Origin of the sequence: Methanosarcina sp. 2.H.T.1A.6 (assembly GCF_000979455.1) — an archaeon.
Lineage (GTDB): Archaea > Halobacteriota > Methanosarcinia > Methanosarcinales > Methanosarcinaceae > Methanosarcina.
The window spans coordinates 1-14,583 of sequence record NZ_JJOY01000042.1; the positions used below are offsets into that span (position 1 = coordinate 1).

The 14,583-nt window shown below is 43.3% G+C and carries 12 protein-coding genes; 8 read left to right on the forward strand and 4 right to left on the reverse strand.

What is annotated here, in order from left to right; translation table 11 throughout:
- The 3 genes from EO98_RS18770 to EO98_RS18910 form a co-directional block, all read left to right on the forward strand.
- A partial coding sequence (locus tag EO98_RS18770; RefSeq protein WP_048160063.1) for a hypothetical protein occupies window positions 1-186 on the forward strand: 186 nt, incomplete at its 5' end.
- A gap of 666 nt (window positions 187-852) precedes the next feature.
- Entirely contained in the window at window positions 853-1,869 is a 1,017-nt protein-coding gene (moaA, locus tag EO98_RS12180; RefSeq protein WP_048138550.1) for a GTP 3',8-cyclase MoaA, read from the forward strand.
- Between the two features lie 44 nt (window positions 1,870-1,913).
- Window positions 1,914-2,066 carry a hypothetical protein gene (locus EO98_RS18910; protein ID WP_200895052.1) on the forward strand — a complete coding sequence of 51 codons (153 nt, stop codon included), beginning with the start codon at window positions 1,914-1,916 and terminating at the stop codon, window positions 2,064-2,066.
- Between the two features lie 231 nt (window positions 2,067-2,297).
- On the opposite strand, the gene surE is transcribed toward EO98_RS18910, so the two are convergent.
- Window positions 2,298-3,101 (reverse strand): 5'/3'-nucleotidase SurE, encoded by an 804-nt coding sequence (gene surE / locus EO98_RS12185; protein ID WP_048138553.1) that lies wholly within the window; start codon window positions 3,099-3,101, stop codon window positions 2,298-2,300.
- Between the two features lie 346 nt (window positions 3,102-3,447).
- Window positions 3,448-3,696: a hypothetical protein gene (locus EO98_RS12190; protein WP_048138555.1), complete on the reverse strand. Its 249-nt coding sequence runs from the start codon at window positions 3,694-3,696 to the stop codon at window positions 3,448-3,450.
- A 1,101-nt stretch (window positions 3,697-4,797) separates the two neighbouring features.
- Here EO98_RS12190 and EO98_RS12200 point away from each other — a divergent pair.
- From EO98_RS12200 to EO98_RS12210, 3 genes are all read left to right on the forward strand, one after another.
- Complete coding sequence (locus tag EO98_RS12200; protein WP_082098598.1) at window positions 4,798-5,835, forward strand: PA14 domain-containing protein; 1,038 nt, start codon at window positions 4,798-4,800, stop codon at window positions 5,833-5,835.
- A 212-nt stretch (window positions 5,836-6,047) separates the two neighbouring features.
- Window positions 6,048-7,880: a glycine--tRNA ligase gene (gene glyS, locus EO98_RS12205; protein WP_048138561.1), complete on the forward strand. Its 1,833-nt coding sequence runs from the start codon at window positions 6,048-6,050 to the stop codon at window positions 7,878-7,880.
- A 196-nt stretch (window positions 7,881-8,076) separates the two neighbouring features.
- A complete protein-coding gene (locus EO98_RS12210; protein WP_048138564.1) occupies window positions 8,077-10,626 on the forward strand; it encodes a DEAD/DEAH box helicase in 2,550 nt (849 codons plus the stop codon).
- Window positions 10,627-10,918: 292 nt separating this feature from the next.
- Here the strand turns inward: EO98_RS12210 and EO98_RS12215 are convergent, their stop codons facing one another.
- Together EO98_RS12215 and EO98_RS12225 are read right to left on the reverse strand one after the other, a co-directional pair.
- Entirely contained in the window at window positions 10,919-11,101 is a 183-nt protein-coding gene (locus EO98_RS12215) for a hypothetical protein (protein WP_048135471.1), read from the reverse strand.
- Between the two features lie 988 nt (window positions 11,102-12,089).
- On the reverse strand, window positions 12,090-12,707 hold the full coding sequence (locus EO98_RS12225) for an Sjogren's syndrome/scleroderma autoantigen 1 family protein (protein WP_048138567.1): 618 nt from the start codon (window positions 12,705-12,707) through the stop codon (window positions 12,090-12,092).
- 245 nt (window positions 12,708-12,952) lie between these two features.
- On the opposite strand from EO98_RS12225, the gene EO98_RS12230 reads away from it, so the two are divergent.
- Together EO98_RS12230 and EO98_RS12235 are read left to right on the forward strand one after the other, a co-directional pair.
- Window positions 12,953-13,225 (forward strand): UPF0147 family protein, encoded by a 273-nt coding sequence (locus EO98_RS12230; RefSeq protein ID WP_048135465.1) that lies wholly within the window; start codon window positions 12,953-12,955, stop codon window positions 13,223-13,225.
- Between the two features lie 684 nt (window positions 13,226-13,909).
- Window positions 13,910-14,542: a haloacid dehalogenase gene (locus EO98_RS12235; RefSeq protein ID WP_048138569.1), complete on the forward strand. Its 633-nt coding sequence runs from the start codon at window positions 13,910-13,912 to the stop codon at window positions 14,540-14,542.
- Window positions 14,543-14,583: the final 41 nt, after the last annotated feature.

The window sequence follows — 14,583 nt, forward strand, 5'->3', positions numbered from 1 at the left end:
CCAGCAGATGAAGCAGAAGACTGCCCCGAAGTTGTAGAAACTCCAGCAGATGAAGCAGAAGACTGCCCCGAAGTTGTAGAAACTCCAGCAGATGAAGCAGAAGACTGCCCGGAAGTTGTAGAAACCCCAGCAGATGAAGCAGAAGACTGCCCGGAAGTTGCAGAAACCCCAGCAAAAGAATGTTAATAAGAAAATCTCTGAACAGGTAAGCCCTGCAGATATTATACAAGACCATTGAATAAGTAGAATCAATTGGCCAGAAAATAACTTATGTGCCGGAGGGTTAGACATACTCTCCGCACAAAAAGTTAAAATGCAACCATTGGATGCAACTATTTTCCAGATAACTTTTTTAACATTTTTAATAGTAAATTTACCTGATTTTTGGATATCTCAAAACTCGTTGACTCTCCTTTGCATAGATTTCCTTAATTAGGCGATTGAAACTCGGCTTTCGGTGTCCTCTGCGGTTCCTTGATATAGCGCTTGATGGCATACGCGGTCACATTCCAACGGATCGATAGAACTAAAGGAACAAAAAGAAAAGCCGGCGAGAGTTCACTTCGTCCCCTACCTGCAAGGAGGAGTATTCGTGGCCCTCCACCCCTTCGAAGTAATTAAACCTGAAGAAAGCCAGAGTAAAGAATCAAACTGCAATATTTTTCTTCCGCGAATTTCCGAAATAATATGCGCTATCGATTTATATTAGCTGCAATTATGTATTATAGTAGATGAAACATATCGCTAGCAGCTATTCTTTTTAGTCATTATACTTTTGATCACTCCAGTGATCAGATTAAGATTCTACCGAAAAATATTATTACCTCGATTATATAAATCCGCCGAGGAAATATGAAGGACAACAATTCAGGGAAAAATTCCCTGCTTCCGAAAGAAAAAGAAGAAAAAATCCTGGTTGACCCTTACGGGCGCAAAGTAACCGGGCTTCGCATATCCATAACGGAAAGGTGCAACCTTGCCTGCATGTACTGCCATAATGAAGGAGCAGACTGCTGCACCTGCGGCCCTTTAGGGCACGAGATGAGCCCGGAACTTATCTGCGGGATTGTCAGGGAAGCAGAAAAATTCGGAGTCCGCAAAGTAAAGTTCTCAGGGGGGGAACCTCTTTTCAGAAAGGACTTTGAAGAAATCCTTGCCTGTCTCCCCTCCCTTAAAGAAGTCTCGGCAACCACAAACGGCATCCTGCTTGAAAAGCGTGCAAAAACCCTGAAAGCTGCAGGCCTGGACAGGATAAATGTGAGCCTGGACTCTCTTGTCCCAGAAAAATACGAAGCGATTACCGGAGCTCCTAAGGGCTCTCTTGAGAAAGTAATAAAAGGTATCGACAGCGCAGTTGAAGCTGGACTGACACCGGTAAAGCTGAACATGGTGCTCCTGAAAGGCATAAACGACAATGAGATCGATGCAATGATGGATTTTATCCGTCCTTATGAAGGAAATGTTATCCTGCAGCTTATTGAGCTCATGAATATCGATCCAGGGCTTTCAAAGTATACTATTGACTCAAAAGCCCTCGAAAAAAGCCTTGAAGAACGGGCAAGCGAGGTAAGAGTCCGGCACCTGCACCACCGGAAAAAATATATTATCGATGGAGTGGAAGTGGAATTTGTGCGGCCAATGGACAACTCGGAGTTCTGCGCCCACTGCAGCAGGCTAAGGATTACAGCCGATGGAAAGTTCAAGCCCTGCCTGCTTGTACATGATAACCTTGTTGATGCCCGGGAAGCAAAGAGCCCCGAAGAGATCGAAAAACTTCTCAGGCTTGCAGTAAGCCGGAGGAAACCTTACTGTACTCCTGCAATAGGGATCGAAATAAGGAAAAAGACAAAAGAAAACATAAAAAAGTAGATGAAAGAAAAGAAGAAAAATCTGGAAAATAAGGAGGAGAAAAAGTGAAAATTGAACTTTCAGTAGATGACAGAAAAATTCCCACGAACGAGTTTGTCCAGAAAATCTTAGGAAACGTGATCAAAGCGATGGTTGAGTCACTCCACACTATTGACGACGAATGGAAGGAAATATCCATAAAAGTAGAAAAGGAATAAAACAAAAAGGGGAAAAAGAATAAAACAAAAAACAAAAAGGGGAAAAAGAATAAAATAAAAAGCAAAACAGGGAAAAAGAATAAAATAAAAGAATAAAACGGGGCTTCCGGCTGAAAGGGGAAAAACAGTATTTTCTCCGGAAAGATCTTATCCTTCTTTTTTAAAAGCTATTTTATTCTTTTTTCAGTGAGCCTTTCCTTCTGTTTCAGAGACTATTAAGGGCTCAAGGGCTCAGAGATATTTTTCGATCTCCGAAAATTCTATTCTTGCCGTTGAGTCCAGAGAGATAGGAGTTATTGAAACGTGCCCTTTCTGCATGATAGCGTGCACATCCGTCCCTTCTTCTTCTTCGCGGATAAGGTCTCCTGCAATCCAGTAATACGGCCTGCCCCTGGGGTCACGCCGCTCTTCCACGTCAGTTTTGAAGACCTTCCGCGCAAGGCGGGTTATTTCTATGGGGGTGTCTTCTTCGGCATGGTAGGGAATGTTGATGTTTAAAAGATCCACATTTTCAGGCATGCCGTACCTGAGGACGTTTCGAGCCACTCTGTTTACGATTTTGATCCCGGCTTCGAAGCGTTCTCTGTGATAGTCCCTGGGATCGTCGAATTTTTGCCCTTCGTCAAGCACCTGCATGGAGGCGGCAATTGCCGGAACGCCATAGCTTGCAGCTTCAAGGGCTCCTCCGATAGTCCCTGAGGTGGTGATCGTATCCGTGCTGATGTTCTCTCCAATGTTAAAGCCCGAGAGCACCAGGTCTGGCATTTGTTTGAGGATGGTAAAGATGCCCAGAATTACAGAATCCGTTGGAGTCCCACCCACAGCATAAGCAGGTGCGCCTCCTACATCGGTTTTTGTAATCCGGAGGGGTTCAAAGATAGAAATCGAACGTCCGACCCCGCTCTGCTGGACAGAAGGAGCCGAAATCGTAACTTCCCCCAGGTCCGAAACACTGTCAAAGGCAGCTTTCAGGCCAGTCGAATAAACACCATCATCATTTGTAACAAGAATTTTTGGGACCATTAGCGTTCCCATAAGTTTCCGGCTAATTTAAAATTTATGGAAAATAGCTGCATATGGAAGAACAGGCATCCCTATCGGATGACAAAGCCTAAAAAGTGACAAGGGGAAAGAAATAAAACGAGAGAGTGAAATTAAAAACAAAAAAATGCAACGGCAAAAGTGCCGAAGCAAAAAATAAATCACAGAGCTGTTTGTTTAGCATTTGCTGAGCCCTGGTTCTTTTTGGACTGAGAAGGTTTATTTTTGATTTGAGAATGCTTCCTTTTATGGCTATTAACCGGTAATTTTAACTCCGATTAGCTTTAACCTGAGGATTTTTGAAACAGGCGGGGTATTAGAGTAGGGTGTCTGATCCACCCTATGTAGATTGTTTCAACCCCAGGCGTTTTGAAGCCATGCTTGAAGCAAAGCCTCCTTTTCTAAGGATGCTACTTACACAGTTATGAAACGGAACCTGACAGACCTGAGCTTTGAAAAAGCATTTTGCCTTAACGTTTGGGGCCTCAGATTTGCGGTTCTCATTTTCGTTCTCATTTTCGTTCTCATTTTCGTTCTCGTTTCGTTCTCGTTTCATATGAGTACGGTTGAGCTGCATAAGTCCTGCCATAACAAAAGCGGCAGCCGTCTGTCTGCTTTAACTGACCACTGGTGCCCCACAGGGTTCCCCTTAACTGTAGTCCGGAAACATTTCGTTTCAGTAGAAAGCAGATTTTTCAATTCAAACTCGAAAGGAGGCAAACCTGCAGTACCATATTAACTGCGGTTTTAAAGTACAGTTTTAACACACAGTTCAAAATATATTTTGAACCGTGTATTCATACAGGTGATAAACAGTTAAAGAAAACATTATCACCTTTATTGTTAGAAACTCCAGACTATGGACCCATTCCGCGATCTCCATAATCGTTTCCGTTTGTAAACTTTTCTCTTCTATTACGGTTTTTATGATTTCTTTTAAACTTTTTAATAGCATTTTTACCATAACCCCACTGATAATGTATTCTATCAGACGTTAACTCAAAGCACTCTCTGTTTGAAAATGCCCGGTGTATAACGTATTCTACCCAACTCTATCTCAAAAAGGAGCCTTCTGTTCGAAGGCACCCTGCGTAGTATACACTATCCGACGTAATCTCAAAGAGGCATCCCCATATTGAAAATGCCATAGTTTACCCCACCGACTCTAGCTTTAGAAGCTTGTGATATTAAAAGTTGTTGAGCTTGTATAAGAGAATTTTATATGACAACTCAAATAATATCCAGACCCTCCAATGAACCTTTCAGGCATCAAGCATGAAAAAAAAGCTGAATATTAATAGCAAAAGAGGAAAGGCCACGAAAACGGAGCATAGCTTATAAACCCGGGATCGAAAACAGAAGACGCTGACGGAGATTTATTCTTTACCTCCATTTATCGTGCAAAGCGAAATTTAAGTGCAAATCCGGCTGAGGACAAAATAAGGTAAAAGAAAAGTACACCGACATCTGCGGAAAGTCCATTATAGAGTAGAAAAGTATATAAACAGTGTTTAAAAATATATAATATGTCATTATGTAGGGAGATTTATAAGACTCGTAATATGAACTGACCGAGAAGATCGGTTTTATGCCTGGACCCTGAAATACAGTTTAATTTGATCCAAAACCGACAGCATAAATGTAATAATATTTCGTACTGTGATTGATGACTTTTGTTTAAAAGATATACATGATGTCGGAAAATCTGCTGAAAAACAGAGCTGGACTTGCCCCACTAATAGGAACAGCTCTTATGCTTGCTATTGTTTTTTTGATTGTGGCTCTTATAGCATCTGCTTTTTTTGCTGGAAATAATCCGGATAATTTAGATCCGGCCCCGCTTGCAGACCTCAGGGTTTATGAATATAACACCAGTACGCTGAAAATAGAGCATCGTGGGGGCGACCCTATAGATTTCAGTAACTCAACGACTTCCGTAATCCTTGATATGGCCGGAAAGAATAACCTCCTTGAGGCTTCAAACCTTGAAGTTTTGAAGGTCGGTGATACTAAGCTACTGCCTCTGAAGGATAGGAAAGGAAATTTGATACCCATAAACGCCGGAGACTTCGCAACTTTTAAGGTCATTGATCTCAGGACTAAAAAACCTGTTTTTATCCAGAATATCAGGTTCATGAATGGGATTGATACGGAATATCAGCCAGGGAATGATACGGAATATCAGCCAGGGAATGATACGGAATATCAGCCAGGGAATGATACGGAATATCAGCCAGGGAATGATACGAAATACAAGCCAGGGATTGTTGGTTACTATTACCAGGGGACGCATTTCAATGGCCCCGCAGTTAAACATACTGATTCCAGACTGAAGTTTGCAGAAAATACATATTTAGCCGCCAGTATTCATGGCAGCGACATCCAAAACTGGCCTTATGGTATCCTGAATACGCTGGATACTTTCAGTGTCGTTTATGAAGGCTTCATCAAAATAGAGCAGAATTCCAGTTATACATTTTATCTGACTTCAGATGATTGGGCACAGCTTTATATTGACGGCACAACTGTCATTAAAGAACCGAGCTCTTCAGCAAGGCATCCCATAACCACAAAAACAGGAACAATATATCTCCCTGCCGGTTATCATAAGATAAGAGTTGAAATGCGAGAGTATCAAGGGACCTCCATTCTGTTCCTTGAATGGTCTTCGGAATCCTTTTCAAAGTGCTTTGTTGACAGCCTTTACCATACGGCTTCTCCCAACTAATTCAGAATAAAGCAAGTCCTGCCGAATTTTTACAACTTTATTGTTATTTTTCTGCCGGACTCCCCGGAAAATCCGACTCAACCTTTTCAACAACCCACCCCAGAGCAGTGCAAATTTAATATAATGATTCCCTTTATCCATCTAATATTTCGGACAAATCAAGAATTTACAATTACCCTATATCCCCCAATCAATTTCACGAGGATTATAAAATGGACAAGTACGAGAAGGTATTCGAGCTGGCAAAGCGCCGCGGCTTTTTGTGGAACTCTTTTGAGCTGTATGGCGGAAGCCGTGGGTTTTATGATTACGGGCCTCTCGGGAGCACGTTAAAGAGGCGGATTGAGCAGATCTGGAGAGAGTTTTACGTCATCCAGGAAGGGCATATGGAAATCGAATGCCCGACCATAGGAATTGAGGATGTTTTTGTCGCATCCGGGCACGTGGGCGGCTTTTCAGACCCCCTCTGCGAATGCAAAAAATGCGGGGAAGCATTCAGGGCTGACCACCTTGTGGAAAACGTAATGAATGCGGCAGGAACCCTGAGTGCAGAACAGCTCACGCAGGTCATTAAAGAAAAAGGGATCACCTGTCCTGAATGCGGCGGAGAATTCAACGACGCCTATGAGTTTAACCTGATGTTCAAGACCACAATCGGACCCGGCACCGGAAGGCAGGGTTACCTCAGGCCGGAAACGGCGCAGGGGATGTTTGTGGACTTCCAGAGGTTGTCCCGCTTCTACAGGGATAAGCTGCCTTTTGGAGCAGTACAGATCGGCAAGTCTTACAGGAACGAGATTGCGCCAAGGCAGGGCGTAATAAGGCTCAGGGAGTTCACGCAGGCCGAGTGTGAGATCTTCGTTGACCCCAGGAACAAGAAACACCCCAACTTTGAGCGTTTTGCAGACAGGGAACTTAGTCTTTATTCGCAGGAGGCACAACAGAAGGGCGAACCATTCAGGATAACCGTAAGAGAGGCCGTGGAAAAGGGAATCATTGCCCACGAGGTTCTGGGCTACAACATCGCGCTCACGAACGAGTTCCTGACAAAGGTAGGTATCGACCCTGCAAGACTAAGGTTCAGACAGCACCTGAAAGACGAGATGGCGCATTATGCAATCGACTGCTGGGATGCTGAAATCGAGACAGAACGCTTCGGCTGGGTAGAGATCGTGGGAATTGCCGACAGGACGGACTATGACCTTAAAGCCCATGCAAAAGTCAGCAAGACCGAGCTTTACGTTTATGTGGAATACGAAGAGCCCAAAATGGTGACCCGTTTTGTTGTAAAACCAAACATGGGAAAGCTCGGCCCGCTCTTCAAGGGCAAAGCAAAAGCCGTTGCAGATGCCTTAAAACAGCTTTCAGAAGCAGAGCTCTCGCTCTCAAAAGATCAAATCAAAGTCACCGTAGACGGGGAAGAACTGACAGTCAGCTCCGATGTGGTGGACTTTGCTGAGGAGACCGTAAAAGTCAGCGGAGAAAACGTAATTCCTCACGTGATTGAGCCTTCCTATGGTATAGACAGGATCTTCTACGGCGTAATGGAACACGCCTTTGACGAAGAAAACGTTGCTCAGAAGGCAGCCGAATCCGGACTTAAAGGTGCAGGAGAAGCAGAAGAAACAGAAAATGAACCTGAAGCAGCAAAGGGTGAAGGAGAAGGTGAAGAGGAAGCCCGCCTTGTAATGCATTTCTCAAGCGCAGTCGCGCCTGTGCAGGTAGCAGTTCTTCCACTCCTGACCCGTAAAGAGCTTGCAGACCCTGCAAAAGAGATCATTGCAAAACTCAGGGAAAAGAGCCTGCTTGTCAATTATGACGACTCCGGGACCATCGGGCGCCGCTACAGGAGAAACGACGAAATCGGGACTCCTTACTCAGTTACCGTGGACTACGACACCCTTGAAGATGGGACCGTTACAATCAGGGACAGGGACGCCATGCGCCAGGTACGGGCTCCGATCGACGGAATCGAAAACGTGCTCTACGAATTGATCTACAGGGGCAGAGATTTCGAATCCGCAGGCAAGCCTTTTAACTTCTAAAATAAAGGATACTGCAATTCCTGAGCTGCGGGCTGAGAAGCCTGCAGCAAAACTTTTATTTTTTATTACGGATTAATATTACTTTTTTAGAATTGAATTAAAGCTTTGAAATAAAAGAACCTTGAAATGAAATAAGGCTGAAATGAAATAAGGCTGAAACAAAGATAAATCTGAAACAAAATAATCCTGACGCAAAATGAACGAGAGTCTTTTTCCTGAGAAACAGGCATGTATGAAGCATCCATTGATAAAGCCCGACACAGTTGAGCAGAGACTTTACCAGCTCAACCTTGCAGGAAAAGCCCTGGAGGGCTCAAGCCTGGTTGTGCTCCCCACAGGACTTGGAAAAACCATTATAGCTCTTTTCGTAATTGCTTCCAGGCTCCAGCGTTTCGGGGGAAAAGCCCTGATACTTTCTCCTACAAAACCTCTTGTAGACCAGCATGCTGCTTTTTTTAAAAAGGTGATGACCCTTCCCGAAGAAGAAATTCTAGCTTTTACAGGCAGCATTGCCCCTGCTGAGCGGGAAAAGCTCTGGGCACAGGGAAAATTGATAGTGTCTACTCCCCAGGTTATTGAAAACGACCTTCTTACGAAACGGATCAGCCTTGAAGACGTCAGCCACATCACTTTTGATGAAGCCCACAGGGCAGTCGGAAATTATGCTTATACCTTTATTGCGGAAAAGTACTTTGAGAGCGCAAAAAATCCCCATGTGCTAGGAATTACCGCAAGCCCGGGCAGCTCAGACGAGAAAATCGCAGAGGTCTGTCAGGCTTTGCATGTTGAAAATGTAGCTGTGAAAACCGAGAAAGACAGGGATGTTCGCCCTTATGTGCAGGAAAAAGAATTAGAGTGGCTTCAGGTCCAGCTTCCTGCCGAAATGGCTGAAATTCGGGGATATCTGGAGAAGATCCTGGATGATAGGCTCGGAATCATAAGAGAAATGGGGTTTTCCGCAGGCAGTGGAAAATACGTCTCCAAAAAAGATCTCCTGCTTCTCCAGAAACAACTCCAGGATAAAATCCGTATAGGGGGCGACCCTGCAATTTTCTCTGCCATGTCTGTGGTTGCTGAGATGATGAAGGTTAACCATGCTGTGGAAATGGTGGAGACACAGGGACTTGAGACTCTAAAAAAGTACCTGGAAAAATTGGAGGCTGAAGCCTCTTCCAGCAGTTCGAGCAAGGCAGCAAAAAGGCTCATGGACGATCTCTACATGAGAAAAGCCCTGTACAGAGTAAAGGAATGCGATGTCGAACATCCTAAACTTGCGCTTGCACGGAAGATCGTATCCGAACAGCTGGAAGAAAACCCTGATTCCCGGGTAATTGTGTTTACCAACTACAGGGACACTGCCGAAATAGTGGCAAATGCCCTTTCTGAGGCTCCAGGAGTTGCCCCTATCCGTTTTGTGGGGCAGGGTTCACGGCATAAAGACAAAGGACTTACACAGAAACAGCAAGCGGGAATCCTCGATAAATTCAGGGCAGGGGAATACAACGTACTTGTAGCTACTTCAGTTGCTGAAGAAGGGCTTGATATCCCCTCCACGGACATGGTGTTATTTTACGAACCCATCCCCTCGGAAATCCGCAGCATCCAGCGTAAGGGCAGGACTGGCAGGCAGCAAAAAGGCAGAGTAATTGTGCTTGTGACAAAGGGCACACGGGACGAAGCCTACTACTGGAGCAGCAAAAACAAGGAAAAGAAGATGCTTAACAGCATGCACGGGCTTGAAACCGTTCTTACCCCAAAGGCTTCAAAGAAGAGTGCAGAACTTTCGGATTTCGAAAACCTATCCTGTACTTCAGACTCGAAGCTGAAAATGGAAGAAATCGAAATGGAAAACGAGGATGAAGACGGAAACGGTTTCAATAGCAGTCCTGCGGACATCAGGAAAAACGGAGAAAATAAAGACATATACCTGGAAACGTACCTGGAAACAGGTGCAGATGAGAATGGAAAGAAGGATGGAAATGAAAAAGCAGATGTAAACGCAAAAGAAAGGCAAAAAACCCTGGTAGACTTCGAAGCTCTTTCCGGAAGGAAATCTGTAAATAAACCGGGAATATCCGGAACAGAACCCGAAACCGAGCCTCTCAGAATAGTGATCGACCACAGGGAGACAAAATGCGGAGTTGCAAAAACCCTGGACAGACTCGGGATGGAACTTAGCTTTGAGGCTCTCGAAGTAGGGGACTATGTGGTAAGCGATCGTCTTGCAGTAGAAAGAAAGCGCACGGATGACTTTGCAAGTTCTCTGATCGACGGAAAGCGCAACCTCTTTGCCCAGCTTTCAGACCTTGCGAGGGTTTATGAAAAACCTGTCCTGATTATTGAAGGAGAAGACCTTTTCACTTCCAGGCAGATCAACCCTAACGCCATTTACGGCTCACTTGCATCCATTGCACTCGACTTTAGAGTAGCCATCCTTTATTCCAGAGATGAGGAAGAAACAGCTTCTATTTTGAAAATACTCGCAAAGAGGGAACAAACAGAAAACAAACATGAAATCAATCCGCACGGGAAGAAATCTGCCAGCTCCCTTGTAGAGCAGCAGGAATACCTTATTTCTTCTATTTCGAATATCGGGCCAAAGGCCGCCAGAAACCTCCTTTTGCACTTTGGATCAGTAGAGGCTATTATGCTGGCTGATACTGAAGAGTTGAAAAAAGTAAAACTAATAGGGCCTAAAGCAGCCGCCAGGATCAGAGAAGTGCTCGAAAGTCCGTATAAAGGATAAACAGGAAAAAAGCAAATTAACGGGAATAAGTCCGGTATCTCATCAGTTACAGTTAGAACTGAATGAAAAAAAGAAAAAAATTAAGTGAAAAATAAATAAAAAATAAATTTTCCCGAGATTCAGGCTGAAAAAGACCTATTATGACTATAGGAGGATAGCCGGCAACAGCATTCGAGGAAAACCGCATACTATAAGCCTGAAATAACAGTGCTCAACCTGTAGGCTCCGGAAAAAAATCGTTTTTTAAAGAGGAATTCCCTGGGGAAATCCCACTCGAAAAAAACCTGTCCTATCAATACCTTTTGACGTTGCAGAATATTTTTTCGAGATGCCGCCTTTGAACTGTGCATTTTGGCTCAGGCAGCACACCGAGGAGAATGAAAACCCACCCAAACGGGAAGAGAAGGATCAGTGCTCCAAGCAACCTCAAAAAGGTAATAAGACATGAAAGCAGGTCTCTGTATATCTCTCTCATGCTTTCATCACCTCTCAATATACATTCAGCTGGTCATAAATATAAACACACCTAAAAGAAATTTATGATAAATCGTGATAGATCTGTGCCATTTCAAAATGCAGATTTGAAAAATAATTGCAGAATCCTTAACGATAAATAATTATAGAAAAAAACCTCATCCTGTATCATCTTTGGGAAGTTAACGGAGTTATTAAGAAAAACAGCATCGTATCGTGAAGAGGCATAATTTTCAAAAATGTGCCCCATGTGGAATTGAAATCGGAAACGTGGATTCCTGTAATCAAAAAGTGCAAAACTATAATGAAAGATCAGGAAATATGATAAAAATAATAGATATATAATATATAATAAATATATCTTGTGATTCGAATTAAAACGCTTGTATAAAAATAAGACTAGCCTGAAAAGATGCCCCATAGAGCAAAATCGACATTCGACGGACTTTGCCGCAGGCATGAGAGAGAAAGGGTACACGTCAAGCCCAAAGTTTCCCGAGAAAAAAATAGGTTTTTCAGGGAAATTCCTGCCAGTCAGGGCATACCAAACTTCTTGAAGACGGAAAAGAAACAGGGAAAACCAGATTTCTCAAGCAAATCTTCAGAAGAGCTTTTTTTTCCAGATTTTGTCCGGAAAATCTTCTTTTTTGATTTTTATACCTTATAACAGATTCTTTTTCTACGACTCCGTTCTATTGTGAACTTTTCTTCCGATTATATAATTTATATGCAACCAGTTTTTCCGAGCTTCCTCTTTCAGGGGATGTTTTTCGGCAGATCATCAAGCCTGCATATCTTCAACACTAGTTATACCTATTATTAACTTGAATTGATCTTGACTTGAATTGATCATAACTTGAATTGATCATAACTTGAATTGATCTTATTTCTGGCTCGCCTATCCCTTACCCTATCTATTTCCGCTTTGCCTGCAATTAGATTTTATAGAAAGGAGCGTAAAACCCCCAGGTCTTTCGCCTGGGGGCAGTTCACACCTGCCTCAGCCGCTCTACCAGACCAATGCCTTTTTCGATCAGCTCGAATTGCTCAGCAATGCTGCGCGGGTTCTTTTCGTCCTGAAGGGAATCTGCGATACTGACCATCTTTTTAAAGAGAAGGTTTTCCAGCACATCGCGGTTTCCATGAGCTGTAGAAACCATAGATGATGCAGTCCTTTTCCCTGCCCGGACTGCGGGTGCGGTCTGAACTTCAGGAACCGTTCTTCCGACCTCTTCAGCCTCATAAGTAGTCTCTGGAATCTCTTCTTCCACAGACGGGAGAACTTCATCTTCTTCATTTTCGGCATCCGGCGTTCTTTGCCCGAACCTTGCTTTCAGTCTGCGTGCCTGTACTTTATTTCTGGTCTCAAAAGAGGATCTGTCTCTCTCAGTAGAAGACCTGGCTTCTGGGACCCGGACTTCTGCCGCAGGTTCGGGAGCCGGAGTTTCTTCCTTTTCTTCCCGGACATCACAGATAGGACAGATTACCGTGCCCTGATAACGAAATTTTGGAGCTCCGCAGACTTTGCAGTGTTCGGCAAGCATTGTGCCTCCGAGTTCCAGGAAACGGGCTATACGCTTTACTTTTTGGTCTTTTTCAGAATCCATATGCCTAACATTCCTTTTTGCACAGTTTCTCACTTATTTAATAAGATTTTTCCTGTAGCTCCCTCTATATGAAACTACCTTTATCATGCACAAAACGGAAAAGGGTCTGTATCCAGAATCGTATAGAGAAGACCCTGACACAATCGGGCTCACGGATTACCGATAATATTTTATATAACGAGCCTGTCTAACACTAATTTATTAGCTCTAATTTTTAATCATAATTGACTGCGAAGGTGATTCAAATGTCATCAAATGATTCAGCAGAAGTTATCAAACAATGTCTTCATGTCCTAGAAAGCATAACCAGTGACTCTTCAGTTCCAAGAAATATCAGGCGTTCTGTGAATGAAATCATAGATATCCTGAACAAAGACTCCGAACCTCTGTTCCTTAGAGCAGCATCAAGCATTTCCATTCTTGAAGATGTAAGCAACGACCCGAACCTTCCTCTGCACACGAGGACTCTGATATGGAACCTTTCAAGCCAGCTTGAAACCATTCCAGTAGATGAGTAAAGCCAGAGAAAACAAAAGAATTGTTCTAATCCCGTAAAAAGGATTTTTTCCGAGAGTATCTTAAAGAAAGAAACCGGCTCCCGGAAAGAAAAACGCTCAGATTCGTTTCTTGAGACGATTCTGTTAAAAATCCCGAACTTTATTTGATTCTAAACTAAGAGCCGAAGGGAAGCGACTTAGTAAGATGGTCGCCTCCAGCTGCTTTTCGAATCAACTTAAATGATAAGGGATACCGATAAGGTAAAAACCTTTTTCATTTTTTTTTCGACATAACTTTTATCTTTTCTCGATTTTTTTCTGAATCGAATTTCAAATTCATACTATGACCAGGGCTTCAAAAGGATAATAAATGTATAGAGTTTATACGCGAAAGAAGAGATAAAAATAGGGATAAAGATATAAAGAACCTCATAATCAGTTTATACAGAATAAAGAAAATTATAAACTGTGACAGGCAACAGGTTCAGGCCATAGACATAATACAATTAGAAGGGAATGCTGAGATATAGGCATAGAAGCTTGAAAAAGCATATAAAAACCGAAAACACATCTAAATGTGTAAAAAAATAGAGAATAACTTGATACCGGTGGAAAGCCAGTATCGTGAACTTCCCCAGGCCAAAACCTGAGGGTTTTACACTTCATTCCATAAAAATATAAAAAGCTTACAGGGGGGCAAAAGTAATGCTGAAAGAAATTTCTATACGGATAAGGGAGAATTTCGAGGTTAAAGATAAGATCAGAGAAGAAGGACTGAAAATTTCAAGGGAAACTGTCAGGGAATGCAGGACAGCAAGCTTTGCCCTGCATGGGAAGGACTTTGAAAAAGCTGGTAACAGCATAGAGGCGGCTGGAAGAGCTTTAAAAAAGCTTGAAGCCAGGTTCGAAGGACATGCTGATATTTACCACGCCGGATTTGTAGAACATGCCCAGCAGGAATATACGGAAGTTTCAGTTCTCTACATCCTTTTAAAAGACGAAGGAAAGACACAAAATCTTCCATCTCCGGATGAACTGAGAGTTGAGTACGCTGCCTATCTTAACGGGCTTGGAGATGTAGTGGGAGAACTCAGGAGACATGTCCTTGACCTTATCAGGGAAGATTCCTTTGAAAAGGCCGAAGTATTTTTAGGGATCATGGAAAATATCCATGCAGTCCTTATGGACTTTGACTACCCTGACGCGATAACCGGAGGGCTCAGGCGAAAGACCGATGTATCCCGATCTCTGATAGAAAAAACACGCGGCGATGTGGTAAACTCAATTCAGCAGAAAAAGCTTGAGCTTGCAATGCAGAGCCTGGAATCCAGACTGTAAGACAACTCTCTCCTGCAGCGCCCTTACAGAGCTACAGGCTG

Bases quoted from the DNA above. Each gene is read 5' to 3' on its own strand.
- glyS (WP_048138561.1), top strand. From the start codon at position 6,048: ATGGACAAGTACGAGAAGGTATTCGAGCTGGCAAAGCGCCGCGGCTTT.
- EO98_RS12230 (WP_048135465.1), top strand. From the start codon at position 12,953: ATGTCATCAAATGATTCAGCAGAAGTTATCAAACAATGTCTTCATGTC.
- surE (WP_048138553.1), bottom strand. From the start codon at position 3,101: ATGGGAACGCTAATGGTCCCAAAAATTCTTGTTACAAATGATGATGGT.
- EO98_RS12235 (WP_048138569.1), top strand. From the start codon at position 13,910: ATGCTGAAAGAAATTTCTATACGGATAAGGGAGAATTTCGAGGTTAAA.
- moaA (WP_048138550.1), top strand. From the start codon at position 853: ATGAAGGACAACAATTCAGGGAAAAATTCCCTGCTTCCGAAAGAAAAA.
- EO98_RS12225 (WP_048138567.1), bottom strand. From the start codon at position 12,707: ATGGATTCTGAAAAAGACCAAAAAGTAAAGCGTATAGCCCGTTTCCTG.
- EO98_RS12200 (WP_082098598.1), top strand. From the start codon at position 4,798: ATGATGTCGGAAAATCTGCTGAAAAACAGAGCTGGACTTGCCCCACTA.
- EO98_RS12215 (WP_048135471.1), bottom strand. From the start codon at position 11,101: ATGAGAGAGATATACAGAGACCTGCTTTCATGTCTTATTACCTTTTTG.
- EO98_RS12190 (WP_048138555.1), bottom strand. From the start codon at position 3,696: ATGGCAGGACTTATGCAGCTCAACCGTACTCATATGAAACGAGAACGA.
- EO98_RS12210 (WP_048138564.1), top strand. From the start codon at position 8,077: ATGAACGAGAGTCTTTTTCCTGAGAAACAGGCATGTATGAAGCATCCA.